The 20,758-nt window shown below is 46.4% G+C and carries 11 protein-coding genes, 2 tRNA genes, 2 rRNA genes and 2 riboswitches; all 15 genes read right to left on the bottom strand.

Annotated features, from left to right (window positions below; genetic code table 11):
* Positions 1–205: 205 nt before the first annotated feature.
* Positions 206–3,142 (bottom strand): 23S ribosomal RNA (locus tag ACH0QE_RS19905).
* Between the two features lie 110 nt (positions 3,143–3,252).
* Positions 3,253–3,328 (bottom strand) — tRNA-Ala (locus tag ACH0QE_RS19900).
* 15 nt (positions 3,329–3,343) lie between these two features.
* Positions 3,344–3,420, bottom strand: a tRNA-Ile gene (locus ACH0QE_RS19895).
* Between the two features lie 107 nt (positions 3,421–3,527).
* Positions 3,528–5,077, bottom strand: a 16S ribosomal RNA gene (locus ACH0QE_RS19890).
* Together the 16S and 23S rRNA genes with 2 tRNA genes alongside form the textbook arrangement of a ribosomal RNA operon.
* A gap of 370 nt (positions 5,078–5,447) precedes the next feature.
* On the bottom strand, positions 5,448–7,523 hold the full coding sequence (gene ptsG / locus ACH0QE_RS19885) for a glucose-specific PTS transporter subunit IIBC (RefSeq protein ID WP_415802207.1): 2,076 nt from the start codon (positions 7,521–7,523) through the stop codon (positions 5,448–5,450).
* Between the two features lie 181 nt (positions 7,524–7,704).
* Positions 7,705–8,547 carry a glucose PTS transporter transcription antiterminator GlcT gene (gene glcT, locus ACH0QE_RS19880; RefSeq protein ID WP_415802206.1) on the bottom strand — a complete coding sequence of 281 codons (843 nt, stop codon included), beginning with the start codon at positions 8,545–8,547 and terminating at the stop codon, positions 7,705–7,707.
* 136 nt (positions 8,548–8,683) lie between these two features.
* Positions 8,684–10,015 carry an NCS2 family permease gene (locus tag ACH0QE_RS19875; RefSeq protein ID WP_415802205.1) on the bottom strand — a complete coding sequence of 444 codons (1,332 nt, stop codon included), beginning with the start codon at positions 10,013–10,015 and terminating at the stop codon, positions 8,684–8,686.
* Between the two features lie 118 nt (positions 10,016–10,133).
* Positions 10,134–10,235: riboswitch (purine riboswitch) on the bottom strand.
* A gap of 85 nt (positions 10,236–10,320) precedes the next feature.
* Positions 10,321–11,868: a glutamine-hydrolyzing GMP synthase gene (guaA, locus tag ACH0QE_RS19870; protein ID WP_415802204.1), complete on the bottom strand. Its 1,548-nt coding sequence runs from the start codon at positions 11,866–11,868 to the stop codon at positions 10,321–10,323.
* Between the two features lie 153 nt (positions 11,869–12,021).
* Positions 12,022–12,123: riboswitch (purine riboswitch) on the bottom strand.
* A 32-nt stretch (positions 12,124–12,155) separates the two neighbouring features.
* The gene (locus ACH0QE_RS19865; protein WP_415802203.1) at positions 12,156–14,372 is read right to left on the bottom strand and encodes a transglutaminase TgpA family protein; all 2,217 of its coding nucleotides are present in this window, start codon (positions 14,370–14,372) and stop codon (positions 12,156–12,158) included.
* Positions 14,369–15,586, bottom strand: coding sequence for a DUF58 domain-containing protein (locus tag ACH0QE_RS19860; RefSeq protein WP_415802202.1), 1,218 nt, complete (start codon positions 15,584–15,586; stop codon positions 14,369–14,371). The genes ACH0QE_RS19865 and ACH0QE_RS19860 overlap by 4 nt, the downstream gene beginning before the upstream one ends.
* A 1-nt stretch (position 15,587) precedes the next feature.
* Positions 15,588–16,529 (bottom strand): AAA family ATPase, encoded by a 942-nt coding sequence (locus ACH0QE_RS19855; RefSeq protein WP_415802209.1) that lies wholly within the window; start codon positions 16,527–16,529, stop codon positions 15,588–15,590.
* Positions 16,530–16,890: 361 nt separating this feature from the next.
* Positions 16,891–17,265: a hypothetical protein gene (locus tag ACH0QE_RS19850; RefSeq protein WP_415802201.1), complete on the bottom strand. Its 375-nt coding sequence runs from the start codon at positions 17,263–17,265 to the stop codon at positions 16,891–16,893.
* 243 nt (positions 17,266–17,508) lie between these two features.
* Complete coding sequence (locus ACH0QE_RS19845) at positions 17,509–18,969, bottom strand: esterase/lipase family protein (protein WP_415802200.1); 1,461 nt, start codon at positions 18,967–18,969, stop codon at positions 17,509–17,511.
* 346 nt (positions 18,970–19,315) lie between these two features.
* Positions 19,316–20,311 (bottom strand): ABC transporter substrate-binding protein, encoded by a 996-nt coding sequence (locus ACH0QE_RS19840; protein WP_415802199.1) that lies wholly within the window; start codon positions 20,309–20,311, stop codon positions 19,316–19,318.
* 321 nt (positions 20,312–20,632) lie between these two features.
* Positions 20,633–20,758, bottom strand: a 126-nt coding sequence (locus tag ACH0QE_RS19835) for a transposase (RefSeq protein WP_415802208.1), incomplete at its 5' end; no start/stop codon positions are given.

Below are 20,758 nucleotides of genomic sequence, written 5' to 3'. Positions count from 1 at the left end.
TGACCCCTTCGCTGTAGTCACTGGATTTGTGTGGCTTCGCCACGGTCGCCAGTCGCCAGTTATCAGTCACCAGTTTTTTTACTGGTAGCCGGCAGCTGGTAGCTGGTGACAAAAGGTATATACCCTCAAAACTGAACAATAAATTTCAGAGAACGAATGGTTTTAGGTTTTGCCACTAACGACTAACCACCAACCACTAACAATCTTGGTCAAGTCCTCGACCTATTAGTATCGGTCAGCTAAAGACATTACTGCCCTTACACCTCCGACCTATCAACCAAGTAGTCTACTTGGGGTCTTACTTGCTTACGCAATGGGAAATCTCATCTTGAGGGGGGCTTCGCGCTTAGATGCCTTCAGCGCTTATCCCGTCCATACATAGCTACTCAGCCGTGCTCCTGGCGGAACAACTGATACACCAGAGGTATGTCCATCCCGGTCCTCTCGTACTAAGGACAGCTCCTCTCAAATTTCCTGCGCCCACAGCGGATAGGGACCGAACTGTCTCACGACGTTCTGAACCCAGCTCGCGTGCCTCTTTAATGGGCGAACAGCCCAACCCTTGGGACCTACTACAGCCCCAGGATGAGACGAGCCGACATCGAGGTGCCAAACCTCCCCGTCGATGTGGACTCTTGGGGGAGATAAGCCTGTTATCCCCGGGGTAGCTTTTATCCGTTGAGCGATGGCCCTTCCACTCGGAACCACCGGATCACTAAGCCCGACTTTCGTCCTTGCTCGACTTGTAGGTCTCGCAATCAAGCTCCCTTCTGCCTTTGCACTCTACGCGCGATTTCCAACCGCGCTGAGGGAACCTTTGGGCGCCTCCGTTACATTTTAGGAGGCGACCGCCCCAGTCAAACTGCCCACCTGACAGTGTCCCAAGACCAGATTCATGGTCTATGGTTAGAACTTCAGTATCACAAGAGTGGTATCCCAAGGTTGACTCCACCTAGACTGGCGTCCAAGTTTCTCCGTCTCCCACCTATCCTGTACATGCAATACCAAAATCCAGTGTCAGGCTACAGTAAAGCTCCACGGGGTCTTTCCGTCCTGCTGCGGGTAACCAGCATCTTCACTGGTACTACAATTTCACCGAGTCTATTGTTGAGACAGTGCCCAAATCGTTACGCCTTTCGTGCGGGTCGGAACTTACCCGACAAGGAATTTCGCTACCTTAGGACCGTTATAGTTACGGCCGCCGTTTACTGGGGCTTAAGTTCGGTGCTTTGATTGCTCTAACACGTCCCCTTAACCTTCCAGCACCGGGCAGGCGTCAGCTCCTATACATCGTCTTTCGACTTAGCAGAAACCTGTGTTTTTGTTAAACAGTCGCTTGGGCCTATTCTCTGCGGCCGCCTCGGGCGATTAACCCTACCGCGGCACCCCTTCTCCCGAAGTTACGGGGTCATTTTGCCGAGTTCCTTAACGAGAGTTCTCTCGCTCACCTTAGGATTCTCTCCTCGCCTACCTGTGTCGGTTTGCGGTACGGGCACCTTTTATCTCGCTAGAGGCTTTTCTTGGCAGTGTGGAATCAGGAACTTCGGTACTATATTTCCCTCGCTGTCACAGCTCAGCCTTCACGCAAGCGGGATTTGCCTCACTTGCAGCCTAACTGCTTAGACGCGCATATCCAACAGCGCGCTTACCCTATCCTACTGCGTCCCCCCATTGCTCAAACGATAAAGAGGTGGTACAGGAATATCAACCTGTTATCCATCGCCTACGCCTTTCGGCCTCGGCTTAGGTCCCGACTAACCCTGAGAGGACGAGCCTTCCTCAGGAAACCTTGGGCATTCGGTGGATGGGATTCTCACCCATCTTTCGCTACTCATACCGGCATTCTCACTTCTAAGCGCTCCACCAGTCCTTACGGTCTGACTTCAACGCCCTTAGAACGCTCTCCTACCACTGACATCTAAGATGTCAATCCACAGCTTCGGTGATACGTTTAGCCCCGGTACATTTTCGGCGCAGAGTCACTCGACCAGTGAGCTATTACGCACTCTTTAAATGGTGGCTGCTTCTAAGCCAACATCCTGGTTGTCTAAGCAACTCCACATCCTTTTCCACTTAACGTATACTTTGGGACCTTAGCTGGTGGTCTGGGCTGTTTCCCTTTTGACTACGGATCTTATCACTCGCAGTCTGACTCCCACGGATAAGTCTTTGGCATTCGGAGTTTGTCTGAATTCGGTAACCCGATGAGGGCCCCTAGTCCAAACAGTGCTCTACCTCCAAGACTCTTACAACGTGAGGCTAGCCCTAAAGCTATTTCGGAGAGAACCAGCTATCTCCAAGTTCGATTGGAATTTCTCCGCTACCCACACCTCATCCCCGCACTTTTCAACGTGCGTGGGTTCGGGCCTCCAGTTGGTGTTACCCAACCTTCACCCTGGACATGGGTAGATCACCTGGTTTCGGGTCTACGACCACATACTCATTCGCCCTATTCAGACTCGCTTTCGCTGCGGCTCCGTCTTCTCAACTTAACCTTGCATGTAATCGTAACTCGCCGGTTCATTCTACAAAAGGCACGCCATCACCCATTAACGGGCTCTGACTACTTGTAGGCACACGGTTTCAGGATCTATTTCACTCCCCTTCCGGGGTGCTTTTCACCTTTCCCTCACGGTACTGGTTCACTATCGGTCACTAGGGAGTATTTAGCCTTGGGAGATGGTCCTCCCAGCTTCCGACGGGATTTCTCGTGTCCCGCCGTACTCAGGATCCACTCAGGAGGGAACGAAGTTTCAACTACAGGGTTTTTACCTTCTCTGACGGGCCTTTCCAGACCACTTCATCTACCCCGTTCCTTTGTAACTCCATGTTGAGTGTCCTACAACCCCAAGAGGCAAGCCTCTTGGTTTGGGCTATGTCCCGTTTCGCTCGCCGCTACTCAGGGAATCGCGTTTGCTTTCTCTTCCTCCGGGTACTTAGATGTTTCAGTTCCCCGGGTCTGCCTTCAATACCCTATGTATTCAGGTAAAGATACTGTTCCATTACGAACAGTGGGTTTCCCCATTCGGAAATCTCCGGATCAAAGCTTACTTACAGCTCCCCGAAGCATATCGGTGTTAGTCCCGTCCTTCATCGGCTCCTAGTGCCAAGGCATCCACCGTGCGCCCTTTCTAACTTAACCTAAAAGGTTATTTCTCTAAATTAATAGAGAGAAAACTAAAATGGCGATCACTCGGTTTCTTCTTTGGTTCTTCTTACTTACGATTATCTAGTTTTCAAGGAACAAATACTTGGTGGAGCCTAGCGGGATCGAACCGCTGACCTCCTGCGTGCAAGGCAGGCGCTCTCCCAGCTGAGCTAAGGCCCCGTTATGAAAGATATATGGTGGGCCTAAGTGGACTCGAACCACCGACCTCACGCTTATCAGGCGTGCGCTCTAACCAGCTGAGCTATAGGCCCATATATCATATATAGAGGAATCACTCCCTCAAAACTAAACAAACAAGCGTACAACAGTACGAATCGAAAGATTCGCATTCCGATTGCCATTACGGCAATATCCTTAGAAAGGAGGTGATCCAGCCGCACCTTCCGATACGGCTACCTTGTTACGACTTCACCCCAATCATCTGTCCCACCTTAGGCGGCTGGCTCCAAAAGGTTACCCCACCGACTTCGGGTGTTACAAACTCTCGTGGTGTGACGGGCGGTGTGTACAAGGCCCGGGAACGTATTCACCGCGGCATGCTGATCCGCGATTACTAGCGATTCCGGCTTCATGCAGGCGAGTTGCAGCCTGCAATCCGAACTGAGAATGGATTTATGGGATTGGCTCGACCTCGCGGCTTCGCGACCCTTTGTTCCATCCATTGTAGCACGTGTGTAGCCCAGGTCATAAGGGGCATGATGATTTGACGTCATCCCCACCTTCCTCCGGTTTGTCACCGGCAGTCACCTTAGAGTGCCCAACTGAATGCTGGCAACTAAGATCAAGGGTTGCGCTCGTTGCGGGACTTAACCCAACATCTCACGACACGAGCTGACGACAACCATGCACCACCTGTCACTCTGTCCCCCGAAGGGGAACGCCCTATCTCTAGGGTTGTCAGAGGATGTCAAGACCTGGTAAGGTTCTTCGCGTTGCTTCGAATTAAACCACATGCTCCACCGCTTGTGCGGGCCCCCGTCAATTCCTTTGAGTTTCAGCCTTGCGGCCGTACTCCCCAGGCGGAGTGCTTAATGCGTTTGCTGCAGCACTAAAGGGCGGAAACCCTCTAACACTTAGCACTCATCGTTTACGGCGTGGACTACCAGGGTATCTAATCCTGTTCGCTCCCCACGCTTTCGCGCCTCAGCGTCAGTTACAGACCAGAGAGCCGCCTTCGCCACTGGTGTTCCTCCACATCTCTACGCATTTCACCGCTACACGTGGAATTCCGCTCTCCTCTTCTGCACTCAAGTTCCCCAGTTTCCAATGACCCTCCCCGGTTGAGCCGGGGGCTTTCACATCAGACTTAAGGAACCGCCTGCGCGCGCTTTACGCCCAATAATTCCGGACAACGCTTGCCACCTACGTATTACCGCGGCTGCTGGCACGTAGTTAGCCGTGGCTTTCTGGTCAGGTACCGTCAAGGTACCGGCAGTTACTCCGGTACTTGTTCTTCCCTGACAACAGAACTTTACGACCCGAAAGCCTTCATCGTTCACGCGGCGTTGCTCCGTCAGACTTTCGTCCATTGCGGAAGATTCCCTACTGCTGCCTCCCGTAGGAGTCTGGGCCGTGTCTCAGTCCCAGTGTGGCCGATCACCCTCTCAGGTCGGCTACGCATCGTTGCCTTGGTGAGCCGTTACCTCACCAACTAGCTAATGCGCCGCGGGCCCATCTGTAAGTGACAGCCGAAACCGTCTTTCAGCTTTCCCTCATGTGAGGGAAAGGATTATCCGGTATTAGCTCCGGTTTCCCGAAGTTATCCCAGTCTTACAGGCAGGTTGCCCACGTGTTACTCACCCGTCCGCCGCTGATCTTCAAAAGCAAGCTAATGAAGATCCGCTCGACTTGCATGTATTAGGCACGCCGCCAGCGTTCGTCCTGAGCCAGGATCAAACTCTCCAAGAAAGAGTATGAGTTTAGCTCATAAAGTTAAAACGTTGGCTCATGATCTTCTATAATAGAAGCCATGATAATTTATTGTTTGTTGACGCTTGTTTGTTTAGTTTTCAAAGAGCAAATTGTGCGCGCCGCTCAGAAGCGACTTTAATAATTTATCACATCACAACGTTGAATGTCAACAGCTTTTTTTGATTTATTTTTTCATCATCAAAATGTTGTTAACCTGTTCGCGACTGTTTCTATATACTATCATCGGACATGTCCAGAGTCAACATGTTTAAACCTTGTAAAAATTGGGAGATGATTTAACTGTTCTTTTTTCTTCTCTATATTAAAACAACCAGCCCCCATACAGGAGACTGGTTGTAATTACTTCTTATTTAGAAATCGCAATGATATTCTCGTCTTTCACATCCACATTGCCCTTCTTATTGATGACAATGCTTTCCCCTTCAGAAAGGTTAGTGAAAACGATCGGAGTGATGATTGATGTTGCGTTCTTCTTGATATAATCAAGGTCCACCTTCAACAGCGGCTGGCCTTTTTTCACTGTGTCATTTTCAGAAACAAGCGTTTCGAATCCTTGTCCCTTCAAATTAACTGTGTCGATACCAACATGAATGAGAATTTCCCGTCCAGAGTCCGACAGAATTCCGATTGCATGCTTTGTTGGGAACAGATTGACAATCTTTCCATCTACCGGTGATACAACTGTACCTTCAGCTGGTACGATAGCAAAACCGTCGCCCATCATCTTGCCTGAGAAGACTTGGTCAGGCACTTCTGTGATTGGCAGGATTTCACCTTTAATAGGAGAAACGAAGACATCTGCATTAGAATCTGCATCATGGTGCGTCTGCAACGCTTCTGGATTTACCTCTTCAATTTGTTGTTCAACCTCTGTTGCCTGGTTTGTTTCAACCGGACGCGGTCTCTTGCCGCTCATGATATCTTTCATTTGTCCCTTGATTGTTTCCGAGCGAGGTCCAAAGATTGCCTGGATGTTGTTACCGACTTCAAGTACTCCGGCAGCACCTAGCTTTTTCAGGCGATCTTTATCGACGTTGTTAATGTCATTTACAGATACACGAAGTCGTGTGATACACGCATCAAGATGAGCGATGTTTTCTTGACCACCCATTGCATCAAGTACTTCATACGGAAGGTCGCCAGCTTGCCCCTTGGCTCCGCCTTCTTCCTGATCCTCTTCCACTGCTTCGCGGCCTGGAGTCATCAAGTTGAATTTGCGGATTGCGAATCGGAAACCAAAGTAGTAAATTACCGCGAAAACTAAACCAACCGGAATGACAATCCATGCATTTGTCTGTGGGTTGATTAGACCGAACAGAATGTAGTCAATAAGACCACCAGAGAATGTCATACCGATTTTTACATCTAAAAGGTGCATAGTCATGAAAGATAGTCCTGCAAAGATTGCGTGTACTCCAAATAGTACCGGCGCCACGAATAAGAATGAGAATTCAAGTGGTTCTGTGATACCTGTTAAGAATGAAGTCAAAGCTGCAGATACCATCAAACCACCGACAACCACTTTTCTTTCAGGACGTGCTTCGTGATAGATAGCCAATGCAGCAGCAGGAAGGCCGAACATCATGAATGGGAATTTACCAGTCATGAATGTACCTGCAGTCAAATCTTGCACATTATCCGCAATCTCAGCCATGAAGATACGCTGGTCACCGCGGACAACATCGCCAGCCAAAGTAGTATATTGACCGAATTCATACCAGAATGGTGAATAGAAGATGTGATGCAGTCCAAAAGGAATCAATGAACGTTCAACCACACCAAAGATAAATGCTGACAGTGTCAAATTAGCGTGAACCATGTTTTGTGAGAAAGCATTCAAGCCGCTTTGGATTGGCGGCCAGATAACTAGCATTGCCAGACCAAGTAGAATTGCAGTTCCTGCTGTAATGATTGGAACGAATCGCTTACCCGCGAAGAACCCAAGGTAAGACGGCAATTCAATTTCGTAAAATTTGTTGTAAAGAGCTGCCGCAATGATACCTACGATGATACCCCCGAACACCCCTGTCTGAAGAGTAGGAATTCCAAGGATATTAGCGAAGTTTAGTCCGTTAACATCTTCAGGCGTAATTCCTAAAACAGTACCCATTGTTACATTCATGATCAAGTACCCGATAATCGCTGCAAGACCGGCAACACCTTCACCGCCAGCCAAACCAACAGCTACACCAACCGCGAACAAGAGCGGCAGGTTTCCGAAGACAACGTCACCGGCTTTCTGCATAACTGCAGCTACCATATCGACGCCGCTATTATCTAAAAATGGAGCAAGCTCCAACAAAGCAGGGTTTCTAAGCGCCGCACCTAGAGCAAGCAGGATACCTGCAGCTGGCAATAGTGCAACTGGAAGCATGAGCGCTTTACCTACTTTTTGTAATACACCAAAAGCTTTCTTAAACATTGGAATACCTCCTGTGATTTTTTCTCCTAAAGCGGTTACAAACATTAAAAAAACAAATAAAAAAAGGCATGAGAAAGATGTAGCGAAAAGAAGCATACGGATATAGTACCCATAAAACTCCATTTCAATTACATTCTTTACTCATGCCTGATCGAATCAGTAACACGTAAAAAATAATAACTTATTTAACTTTTTTCTGAAGCCTTTGCAAATGCATTGTCAGATAGACGGCTTCAGCATCGCATACTTGTTTTTTCAAGGTCTGCTGCATCACTTTAATGAGTTTCCACGAAAGATTGTAGCACACTGGATATTCTTCTTTCAAGAGGGTTGCAAATTTTTCTGGTTCTTCTACTGTTTCCCCATTATTGACCCTTTCGATCGTGAACCGTATGTGGCGCACGAGTCTAGTGTAGTCAATCCCCTCTTTGTCGATTTCGATATCCAGGTTCTCTTCAATCATTTGTACCAATTTTGTCACAAGCTGTGAGTGTCTGTTCACATCAGAGAGGTTACGATTCATTACCGCGCTGTGGATATGAAGGGCGATGAAGCCTATTTCACCATCCGGAAATTCAATTCCTGATTTATCCTTAAGGAGCTGAACAACCTCTTGTGCGATCTGGAATTCAGTTGGGTACAGAGTCTTGGTTTCGACTAAAAATGGATTTTTAAAATCCAGCCCATTTGCAATTCGGTTCGCAGCGAACATCAAGTGATCCGTCAATGCTACATGGATGTGTTCATTCAATTGGCTAGCTGCTCTCTTTTTGATCAACTCAATAGAAGATATGATTGCCTCGTGCAGATCGTTCTCGACGAACGGCAATAACTTAATGTAGTTTGCCTGCTCTCTTTCATCCTTAAGGACAAACATTTTCTCTGCCTGCCCCTCTTCGATCAAATCTCCCTTTTTCCGATTGAAGCCGATTCCTTTGCCGATCAGGATGACTTCCCCGAATCCAGGGTGGTCCGCTATCATGACATTATTGTTCAACCCTTTTTTCACTACAATTTGGTCCATCCTGTATCCCCGTTTCAGCTTGTTCTATAGAAATATCGTATATAAGGGAGATTTATAAGTCAATCCGAAGCGTTGTTCATACCAACCTCAATTTTTGGCAAAAAAAGATCCAGCCGGACAGGCTGGACCCACACAACTATTCTGTTAAAAATACAAAGTAAAGCACGAAAATCACAAAGAACAGATACATAATCGGATGTACTTCTTTTGACTTCCCTTTTACGATCATCGTAATTGGGTAAAAGATGAACCCTGCTGCAATTCCTGTTGCGATGCTGGATGAAAGCGGCATTGCGATCATTGTCAGGAATGATGGAACGGCGATTTCAAATCGGCCCCATTCAATTTTACCAAGAGAAGAGACCATCAGGACCCCAACGATAATCAATGCTGGCGCTGTTACAGCAGAGGTAACGACTGAGAGCAGCGGGAAAAAGAACAGTGATAACAGGAAGAATCCCGCCGTTACCAGTGACGCAAATCCACTTCTGGCTCCAGAAGCTACACCAGCAGATGATTCAATATAGGAAGTAGTTGTTGACGTACCGAAGATCGATCCAACAAGTGATGCGATTGAATCAGCAAACAATGCGCGGCCGGCGCGCGGAAGCTTGTTATCCTTCATTAGACCTGCCTGGTTAGCAACCGCCACAAGTGTACCGGCGTTATCAAAGAAATCAACGAACAGGAATGTCAGGATGATCCCGAGCATGGTTGCTGTATAGAAAGATGGATCACCGAAAGCGCTGAAAACTGCTCCAAAGGTTGGCGCGACGCTTGGTACTGCTCCGACTACTTTTTCAGGTGTATCAATAAGATTGAAGATCATACCAACAATGACAGAGATGATGATCCCGAAGAATACCGCACCGTGAATTCCTCTTGTCAACATGATGACTGTAATCAATAAACCAAACAGCGCAAGCAATGTATTGCTGTTTGTCAAATCTCCAAGGCCTACAAGCGTTGCTGGATTATCGACGATGATACCTGCATTTTTTAGACCGATGAACGTGATGAACAAACCGATACCCGCACCGACTGCATGCTTGAGTTCAACCGGGATGGCATTGATCAGTTTTTCCCGCCAGCCAGAAATGGTGAGGATCAGGAAGAACACGCTGGAAATGAAGACTGCTGCTAATGCATGCTGCCAAGGTGCTCCATGGCTCAGAACAACTGTGTAAGCGAAGAATGCGTTCAAGCCCATTCCAGGAGCAAGGGCAATCGGGTACTTACCTATCAAGCCCATGATGATGGAGCCGACTGCTGCAGCAAGAGCTGTCGCGACGAAGACAGCACCGGCATCCATCCTCAATGAATCCGGCAGGTCCTGAATGTCTGCAAGCGTGAGTATATTCGGGTTAACAATAAGGATGTACGCCATGGCAAGGAATGTGGTCATCCCGCCAATAAATTCGCGGCGGTAGTTCGTGCCAAGCTTCTCAAACTCAAAATATTTCTTCATTTTTTCTTTCCCCCTGAATTCAGGAAATAAGGCCAAAAAGAAAACGCCACGGGATACCGGGGCGTTGACTGCAGGCAATACAAGAAAATCCAGGCGACAATAGATTATAGATTGCCAGCCATGAATTTTATTACCTCGTAGTCAAGCCATTTACGGTAGCTCGGTAGAAACTTTTGGGCCATATCCCCAAGATTATACGACGAATTATGACAAATTATTAAGTTCAGTTTCATTCTATCAGGACTTTTGTCCTTCGTCAATAAAAAACGAACATTTTTCATGTTCGTTTTTAAAACGTTCGTATTTTACTCCCATTCAATGGTTGCAGGTGGTTTGCTTGTGATATCGTAAACGACGCGGTTAACATGATCCACTTCATTGACGATCCTGGTGGATATGATCTCGAGAACATCCCAAGGAATCCTTGCCCAGTCTGATGTCATTCCATCGATTGAAGTTACCGCACGGATCCCGATTGTGTAATCATAAGTCCTTGCATCACCCATGACACCGACGCTGCGGATATCAGGCAGGACGGTGAAGTACTGCCAGATTTCACGATCGAGTCCGGCTTTCTTGATTTCATCACGGAGGATCGCATCTGATTCCCGAACAATCTCTAGTTTCTCTTCCGATATTGCACCAAGGACACGAATGCCAAGTCCAGGGCCCGGGAATGGCTGGCGCCAGACAATTTCATCAGGCATGCCAAGCTCAGTGCCAAGGGCACGGACTTCATCCTTGAACAAAGTATTCAATGGCTCGATCAATTTGAACAGCATATCCTCAGGCAGGCCGCCGACATTGTGGTGAGACTTAATTGTCTGCGCGGTCGCCGTACCGCTTTCGATAATATCAGTATACAATGTTCCCTGTGCCAGGAACTCAATGCCTTCCAGCTTTTCTGCCTCATCATCAAACACATAGATGAACTCATTGCCAATGATTTTCCGCTTCTGCTCTGGATCGGAAACTCCCTCCAGCTTGCTGAGGAACCGGTCCTTCGCATCGACTTTTATCACATTCATATTGAAGCCATCAGCTAAAGTTTTCATGACGCCTTCCGCTTCATCTTTACGCAATAATCCGTGATCAACGAAGATGCAAGTCAGCTGGTCGCCAATCGCCCTGTGGATTAAAACTGCAACAACAGAGGAATCTACTCCCCCGCTAAGCGCACAAAGGACTTTCTTGTCACCAACCTGCTGGCGAATTTTCTCGATCTCGATTTCGATGAAGTTTTCCATCGACCAGTTGCCTTCGCATTCACATACTTTGAAGACGAAGTTTTTCAAAAGGTCATTTCCGTAAATCGAATGGCGTACTTCTGGATGGAATTGAACCGCGTATAGTTTGCGGCTTTCATCACTCATGGCCGCGATCGGACAGGAAGGGTTGATGCCGTCTACCGTGAATCCCGGAGGGGACATCGTCACAAGGTCTCCATGGCTCATCCAGACAATCTGTTCTCCCGGTGTTCCCTCAAATAATCTGTTCTGGTTATGCAGAGTCAGCAAAGCTTTTCCGTATTCACGGTTCTTCGCCTTCTCGACCTTTCCGCCGAAGTGCATCGTCATCAGCTGCATTCCGTAGCAGATGCCTAAAATCGGCAGGCCCAGCTCAAAAATTTCCTCATCACAGCGAAAGGCTCCCTCATCATAGACAGAGTTCGGCCCTCCGGAGAAAATGATTCCCTTTGGATTCATCTCCTTGATTTCAGCTGCCGTAATCGTGTGTGGATGAAGCTCGCTGTAGACGCCAAATTCCCTGATCCGTCTTGTGATCAGCTGGTTATACTGGCTGCCAAAATCTAATACAATAATCTTTTCCTGGTCTTGCAGCTCGGTTTTCATAAAGTCACCTCATTATAAAATAGAAACGCGGAAAATACGTAACAGGTACAGTATGTATTTAGTATGGCTTCTTTCCACGTTTTTCTCCATTAAAAAAAGCCAGAATCCTGCCGCCTCAAATAAAAGGAAAGCAGGAATCCAGCCCGTTGCGAACAAAAAGAAACCTGCCTTCATAGTCAAATCATTTCCGGTGATTTGGTAGATACTTTCGAACCATATTATCGAGGATATATGAAGGTTGATTCTTATATAGTTGCAAACATTGTATCAGTATAATATTTTAACGGTCAAGCACTAACTTTCCGAATCATGAACTCCCAATACTTTTTCGCATCCTGCCACATGGCTTCATCCTTATCACCACGGTATAAATACTCTTCATACTTTTCTGTCAGCCAGCGCATCTCGTTTGTCGAGAAGAATGAGTCCACATAATTGGCATAGTCGCGCAGTGTTTGGCCTTTCTCTCTCTTCAGTCCGTATCTTTCCAGCTGCATCAATAAGGCAATATAGGCTTTCTCCATGTACTTGTTTTGCTTTTTGTACTTGTAGAGAAGGATATACAGGACAGGAAGCCATCTCCCCCTCAATCTATACATGATCGCAGCGAACACAGCCAATACGAGTAATGTCAGGAAAATCTTCTGCATGTTATCCTTCAGGAAGGCACCAGCGTTTTTCAGGCCTTCGGAAAAAGAAACCTTTGGCTTGTCAACCTGTGCCTGCTCTTCTGGCAGTTCCGGTTTTTTAGGAGCAGCAGGTGTTGAATTTTCCTCTTCTTCTTGACCCGTCTGGGTTTGTGAGTCATCTTTATTGTCATACTCAAATTGAACGTTATTTGAAAAACCTTGCGTCGGCTCAAATGGAACCCAGCCAACACCAGGGAAATAACCCTCTACCCAGGAGTGGGCATTGTTGTTTGTGACCTCATAAAGCCGGCGGCCATTCCCAAGCGTATCAATATATTCCCCTTCGGTATAGCCTTTTACCCAGCGCGCTGGGATGCCGATGGAACGCATCATGACAACCATTGACGTCGAAAAATTGTCGCAGTAGCCCCGCTGTGTTTCAAACAGGAATTGGTCGACATAGTCTTGATCCTCACCCGGGACCGCCACATTTGATTGATCATAGACAAATTCGTTCGAACGGAAATATTTTTCAATCGCCTGGGCTTTTTCAAGCCAGGTCGCTTTATTTTTAGTAATTTCCTCAGCAAGCTCAACTACCCGCTCTGGAAGAGCTTCAGGTACCTGTGTGTATTTAGAGAGAAAGGCAAAATCTGCTGCCAGCTCTTCAGGTCCGGCTGCCTTAAGCTTTTCTACACTGTACACCGGGTGGTCAAAAGTCAGCGTGTATGGTCCGAAAGAGCCTGATTGGCCATCAGGAAGCGACGTGATCTTTTCGGTTGCGGGATCGAGCATGAATTGAAGGGAAGAGTATCCCGCAGATGCCTTCACTTGTGTCACTCCCAGCGGATAAACAAGGTGCGGGTAGCCTATTTTCGGGATGACCCTGCTTGTTCGCTGTTCCGTTTTGACTTCCTCTTCAAAAGGCTGCATCGGGATGGTCTGCTCAGGCAAGAATTCCACCGGCATGGCATCATCGGTGTCTACAACCCACCCTTTCCCCGTATAGACGTCTTTCGTCTCAATCCGCCAGTAATGACGACCATCAGCTTCAGCAGCAAAAACGACCCGGTCGTCTCCGATGAACGGTCCGCCAAGAGCTGAATCATCCGTTCCGTAGCCGACTTTTTTTACGCCACCCTTGCCATCCCCTGAATCCTCATTATACGAAGTAATGAACGGGACAGGGTCCGGCCAGATCGGATCAGCCTTTGGAGCTGCATAGCCAATCCCAACACTCAAGACGATCATAGCGACAAGAGGTATCATCCATTTTTTCGCACTTTCGAGGTTTTTCTTCACTACTTCCTTATCAGCAATCCGGTAATAGGCTAACATCCCCATCACAGCAAAACCCGCTATGACTGTCCGGACAATAGCCCCATCCGCTTCATAAGGACTGAAGGTATCCAGCACCGTAATATAAACGAGCGTCATGAAGAAAAATACGAAAATTTGTTTCCTGTTAATCAGCCAATATTGTATCAAGTATGCCATCAGCCAAAGCAAGGTAAAGAACAACAATGTCCTGAATACATTCGAAATTTCAGTCCATTCAGCATTCATGATAACCACTGAATTGGCGAATGCCTCATTGATCAGTTGCCCAAACCATTCCAGACTGAAGAATGTTCCTTCATAATACATAAAGTGAATGGAATAAAGGATGATGATGACTTTTATGAGAGCAGACGGCAAGATTGGCATATTGAAGTAGGACATCATCAGTGAGACAAACAAAAAACCAAGAAAAACACCTAAATGGCCAGTATCAGTCAACTCCTCCAATGGCCGCAGCCACTCCCACAGCAGTAAAAAACTGAAAACATATAGTAAAAAGAAAGTGACATCTTTTTGGGGTTTATCGATCTTCAACCTCTATTCACCTCCGAGAAGGCTTCCGCGAACTGGCCGTCATGTACCATGACAAGCCGGATTCCCCTGGCATTTGCCGAGGCTCTTAAATTTTTCTCCGTTTTTGTCGGGGATTCCTGGCCATTTTTGATCAAGAAAATGCTCACTGATGCGTTTCTTTGATTATAGAAGGCAGCTTTTTCAATTAACTCTTTCGTCAGTTGGGCGGTTACCAGCATGATTGAATTGTTCTGCTGCGCTAAAAAGCTCTCTGCCTCAAGAACCCGGTCAAACGAAACTGGACTCCCATCCTGGATTTTCGCAAGGTGATGGAGAAGCTGTTGCTGGTGGGCGTCCCCGCCACGTGCCGGAAAGGCCTTACGCTCAGCGCTTAATGTCAATAAGCCCACCTGTGCGCCTTTTCGTAAAATTGACCTGATTACTGAAGCTGTGAAAGAAACGATGACTTCAAAACGCGGTTCAGGGGCGCAATCCATTAAAATGACCACATCATGTGACTGCCTCTGTTCAAATTCCTTCGTCATAATGTCATTCCGCCTTGCTGTCGCTTTCCAGTTGATCCAAGAAAAACGGTCTCCCGGCTGGTACTCACGAACACCAATTGCCATCGACGTATCACGCTGGACACGCTCCTTCGAGGCGGTCATCCCCTGGTCAAAATGATGGGCAACCGGCCTATAAACCATATCCTGATAAGCAGGATAAACCAGAATCTTGTTTTCAACTGGCAATATCTTTTCTTTTTCAATTAATCCGAGCGGATCCCCAGTTTTTAACTTAATGCCCATTAATGTATGCTCACCCCGAGGAAGATTTTCAATGGAATAGTCGAAGCCGAATACCCGGTTGAATCCAGGAAACAACATCGTTTTCGCCTTTTGCAAATCCCTGTTCCCCGACAGTGTATCACCGACCTCTTCTTCCCCGATCGCATAAAACAGCGGGAATGCCACATTCCTTTCAAGCACGATACTGGCTTTGAACTTCTCGCCAGCATTATATTCCTGTTTCGTATACACCCTTTCCGCCTTGATATCCTTGATGGAATAAAAAGCGAGACCCAGAGCATAGAGAGCAAATGGCAAGAAGCTGTAAAACAGGAACCAGCTGACAAAACCTCCCTGGAACATCGCATAGGAAAAGGTGATCAAGATCAATAAAAGTAAAAGCATGAGCTTCCAAATTTCTTTGAACTTTTGGAAATATTTTTTCATATTACTTCACGAGCCTCTGGACCGGTACAGGCACTCTCGCCAACACTCTGTTGACGACATCCTCGGTTGTAATCCCCTCGAACCTGGATTCTGATTTTAAAATGATCCTGTGGGCGAAAACAAATGGAGCCAGGTACTGTACATCATCCGGAATGACATAATCCCTTCCGTAAATAAATGCATACGCCTGGGCAGCCTTCATCAAGGCGATGGATCCACGAGGGCTAACGCCAAGATATACACTAGAATGGCCACGAGTCCGATTTGAAAGTTCCACGATATATCGCTTGATCGTATCATCAACTACCACTTCTTTAATACTCTGTTGCAGGTCACGTAAATCTTCAAGTGTTACAACAGGCTGCAAGTCTTCAATCGGAAGGTTGCGCTGCGCCCTGTTCAAAACTTCCATTTCCTCATCTAGTGCAGGATAGCCCATTTTCATTTTTAACAGGAAACGGTCAAGCTGTGCTTCAGGAAGTGGATACGTACCTTCATAATCAATTGGGTTTTGTGTCGCCATGACAAAAAACGGCTTACCGAGCAAATGGGTCACACCATCAACCGTCACACTATGCTCTTCCATTCCTTCAAGCAGCGCAGACTGCGTCTTTGGGGACGTCCTGTTGATTTCATCGGCAAGAATGATATTGCCCATGATCGGGCCCGGCCTGAATTCAAACTCCATCTCCTTTGGATTATAGATTGACACACCCGTCACATCTGATGGCAATAAGTCCGGTGTGAATTGGATTCTCCTGAACTGAGCGCTGACAGACTTCGCCAGCGCACGGACCATCATTGTCTTACCGACTCCAGGCACGTCCTCAAGCAGCACATGGCCGCCGGCAAGCAATGCAATCAAGCTTAGCTCCGCCACATTACGCTTACCTGTCATAACCTTATCAATATTTCCTAGAATTCTTTCCACTGTTGGATTCATCTGATTCACCACCGAAATTTCCCCCTTAAAATCTATTTATCTACGCTAACTATTACTTTTTTTTACTTCAATATGTCTATATTCGCTATTTTCTGTAAAAATCCTGTAATACGCAGCATGAAAATATAACCACTTAGTGATAGACGGAAAATGTCGGGGGAATGTTTCATGATAAAAATAAAAAACGCAATCGCTCGAGCTGCTCAAAGCTAACACTTCTCGCAAGATGATCGAGGAGCCAAGCTCATGTATGAAACTGGTGAGCCTCTGGAGCTAGAAATTTTTCGAAGTGACATCTTATCACGAAATAAAAAACGGCCTCGTCTCGAGAAGCCGTCATCAATTTTTATATAAATTCTATTTAACTTGCAGCCTTCGGAATCGCACCCATGCCCTCAAGGATGATCTTCGCATCGTTATTCAAATATGCTTCGATATCATTCCGTAAAAACAACAGCGAGTGATCCCTGACGATTACCTTCAAGCCTCTCAAGTCAAACTTTGAAGCATAGCTATTCACTGTATTGATGATCGCCATGTCTTTCCTTGTGAGCGGCTGGTGCCCAGCTTCCAAGCGTTTCGTCAAAAACTCAAGCAATTCCCGCGCATTTGACTTTAAACGGCTCCGATTCTCGTTCAGGACATCAATGTTCTCTTCCATATACATTCTTGCGGCAGCAAAATCAAGCTCCTCGACACAATTGTTGATCCTGGCAATCAAGTCCAATACGTGCATTACTTTCTCCTCCTGGTGTACAAACTCTGCTTACATTCTATATCGGCCAATCACCCAGCCACTCCATACTTTATGTAAAAATTAGGCTATTAGACTTATACACTGTGAAGTAATAGCAGGAGATTGGTCTAAGGTATAAGGTTATGTTCATCCCTCATCTTCAATTCAGAGGCGGCTGAAATTCCAGCCGCCTCCTGCTATATCTCCTGAGTTTGGGTATTTTCATCAAGATCCATTCCCGCTCTATCTATGAGTCTTTCCATTCTCATCAACGTAGATGGATTCAATGATGGTCCTTTCAAAAGGCTTACCTTTAGCGTCAACTCCGGTGATTTCTGTTGTTAGGTTGTATACACCTGGCTCGGTGAGATCCCCATCAAGCACCTTGCCTACTTTGGAGCCTTTTCCCGCTTCTTTTAGCTTCTTTTGGCCATCTCGGTCAAATTTGATCCACTTTGTATTATAGGTAGCTTTCACACTTTGATTTTTATCCTTTTTCAATTCAACATTAAGAGGACTGTCAATACCGACCACTAGCAGGTATGCCGCCGCTGGACCTATCACTTTCCACTTTCCAGCCTCTGGTTTTGCAATATCAAACGTATGGACCCAGGCTCCTTTAAAGAAGTCACCGTTATCCTGTTCGATTTTTGCCGCCTTATACTCCTGTCCATCCGGTCCCTTCAGTTTTAATGAAGCCATCTCCTTTTCACTGAGGAATGCCATTTGGAAGCTTTCAGCTCCATCTTCAATCACGAAGCTTTCCTGGACTGCTTTATCAGCTTTACCGCCTTTGACAATCTGGTTTGTATCGGGTTCTGCCACGATGCTCTCAGTTGCTGAAAATGCACCCGCAACTGCTGGCTGTTCTGACATTGTATATGGCTTGAATACTGAAAATGTATGTGAGCCTTCGCGAATGGTCGTATGGTTCCAGGCACCTTCCCGGACGATTGTTCCGCCGGGCAAACGGGAACTTGAAACTGTGACGACACCATCATTGGAGCCGTAGCTGCTCAAATACAGTCCGCCCCAATATAATGCACTGCCGAATGAGCCCCATTTATAACCGCCGAGTGTATAGTAGCGGTTTAATTTTGCCTCAGGCTTTCCGTCTGTAATGCTGCGGAAATATTTCATGTTTCCTGTCTGGAGTGATCGAGTTGCGTCATTATTGTTTCCAAGCAGTGCTGCCAGCCACCAGGCGGAGCTGCTGTGCGCAAGATCCGAAAGCTGTGTGCCATGATGTGGTGATGAAAGAGTAATTACATTTGATACATACTGATGCGCGCCGTAATGGACGAGCGCTGTTTGGGTATCGACCCCGCCTTTACTATGTCCAACCACCACAAGCTTTTTGTTACCGAAATACTCATAAATTTGTTTTAGCTTACCTGCCAGCATTGCGCCGTTATCCCACATATCCCTCTCCGGATACAGGTCAATGAATGCCGTTTGATAACCATTGGCCAGCGCGGTTTGATACATATCATTGCCTTCCCACCAGACAGATGCCGAATTATTATAGCCATGGACAAATACAATTGGAGATTTAGCCGGATCAACCCAAGACGGTTCTGCACCTAAATACCATGTTCCCGGGACTCCGGAAGAACCTCCACCCAGATTACCCGCTCTTGCTCCAACAGGTACCATCAACAATAAAACCATCAATAATGACATAATCCTTTTACTCCTTCTCAAGCCAATACCCCTCCTCCTTTTTTCACACATCATTAAAAAATATTAAACTGCTCGTTTGAATAGAAGGGTAATTTGACTTATTTCGATTGGGAAAATGGTATTATCTCATCAGCTATGCCCCTTTTCGCGAACCTAGCCTGCAGAATTCAAAGTTTGAATGCCACCTCGAAAAGAGCTACGCATATTTTTCGGATAAAAATAACAATCGATGTAGTAACATCCTTGTAAGAAAAGCGCAAGCACCTTGTTCAGCCCTGATAAGCGCAGGAGCTTTCTCGAAGTGAAAATTCACACTTTCTTGTCTTGTTAAAAAAGAAAGCCTGCCAAAAATCTGACAGGCCTCCCCCTACTCTCCAACAATCTTTGCGTCCTTGAGCAAATCCTCAGTCAGGGTAATTCCTTCCTCTTTAGCTGCATTCTTATTAACGATTAGTTCCAGGTTTTCAGGAAATCCGACAGGTATTTCGCTCGGCTTTTTACCCTTAAGGATCTCTACGGCCATTTTACCAGTCGTGTAACCCAAGTCGTGATAATCAAATCCATAGGAGGCAAACGTTCCGCGTTTTACCGAATCCCCATCACCGGAAAAGATTGGGATGTCCTTGTCATTTCCTACCGCGATGACAGATTCAAGCGCAGCCACAACAGTGTTATCCTTTGGTATATACAGTACGTCAACACGGCCGACCATCGATTCAGCCGCCTGCTTAACTTCAGAGCTCGTGGATATGGTTGTTTCCACCGCTTCTAGCCCTGCTTCCTTAATCGCTTCCTTTGCATTTTTCACATTTATGACAGAGTTCGGCTCACCATTGTTATAAATGATACCGACCTTTTTCGCATCAGGGATGAATTTTTTGATCGAAGCAATTGTATTCTTGATGGCATCTGGATGAGTATCAGATGTTCCAGTCGCATTTCCGCCGGGCTCTTCAAAACTTTGTACAAGTTCCGCAGAGACTGGATCGGTAATTGCAGAGAACAGAATCGGTATATCCTTCGTCGCTTGGACTGCCGCCTGGGCACTAGGTGTCGCAATCGCTAAAATAAGATCATTCTTATCCGAAACCAGCTTTTGGGCAATCGATGCATTGTTATTCATGTCACCCTGTGCATTCTGGTAATCCAGCTTGAGATTCTTGCCTTCTTCATAGCCTGCATCCTTCAGAGCAGCAATAAAGCCCTCTCTTGTCGCATCCAAAGATGGGTGCTCAACAATCTGGGTAATTCCGATTTTAACCATCTTTTCTTTCTTGTCTCCACTCGCCTGATTACTGCCTCCGCCGCAAGCTGCAAGCATCAGCATCGCACTGCTTAATAAAACTGCCAGACTCTTCTTCATCCTTTGACCTCCCCAAATTCACGAAAATGTATGTATCGTCTTGGTGAATGAAATAGCCGACTTTCCCCCTTTTGTAATAATTTTTATATTATTTTTAATATTCTGATATTAACACGTACTATTGTTGAGGACAATAGGAAATTTTTTATTTAAATATTATATAAACAATAGTTTTAGACTTTTATTGAAAACAACAAAAAGGACCCTCATTAGTGAGGGTCCCAGTTTGTAGACAAAAGGGGTTCGGAATGTTTTCATTCCGAACCCCTTTTTGGATTTCAGCTAATATTTCAAAGAATATAGACTTTTTCCGCTATACTTTTAGGCCATTTCTGGACTTCTCCAAGTCCAGTTGGCCATCTTCTTCAAATTCAAGGCAGCGAAAGTAAGCATCGCCTGCATCGACAATTTTTTAAGTCCCCTCAGGGTTGTCCAACGCATACCATG

Origin of the sequence: Mesobacillus sp. (assembly GCF_047739415.1) — a bacterium.
Lineage (GTDB): Bacteria > Bacillota > Bacilli > Bacillales > Cytobacillaceae > Mesobacillus.
This window is presented reverse-complemented; position numbering and strand designations above follow the sequence as displayed.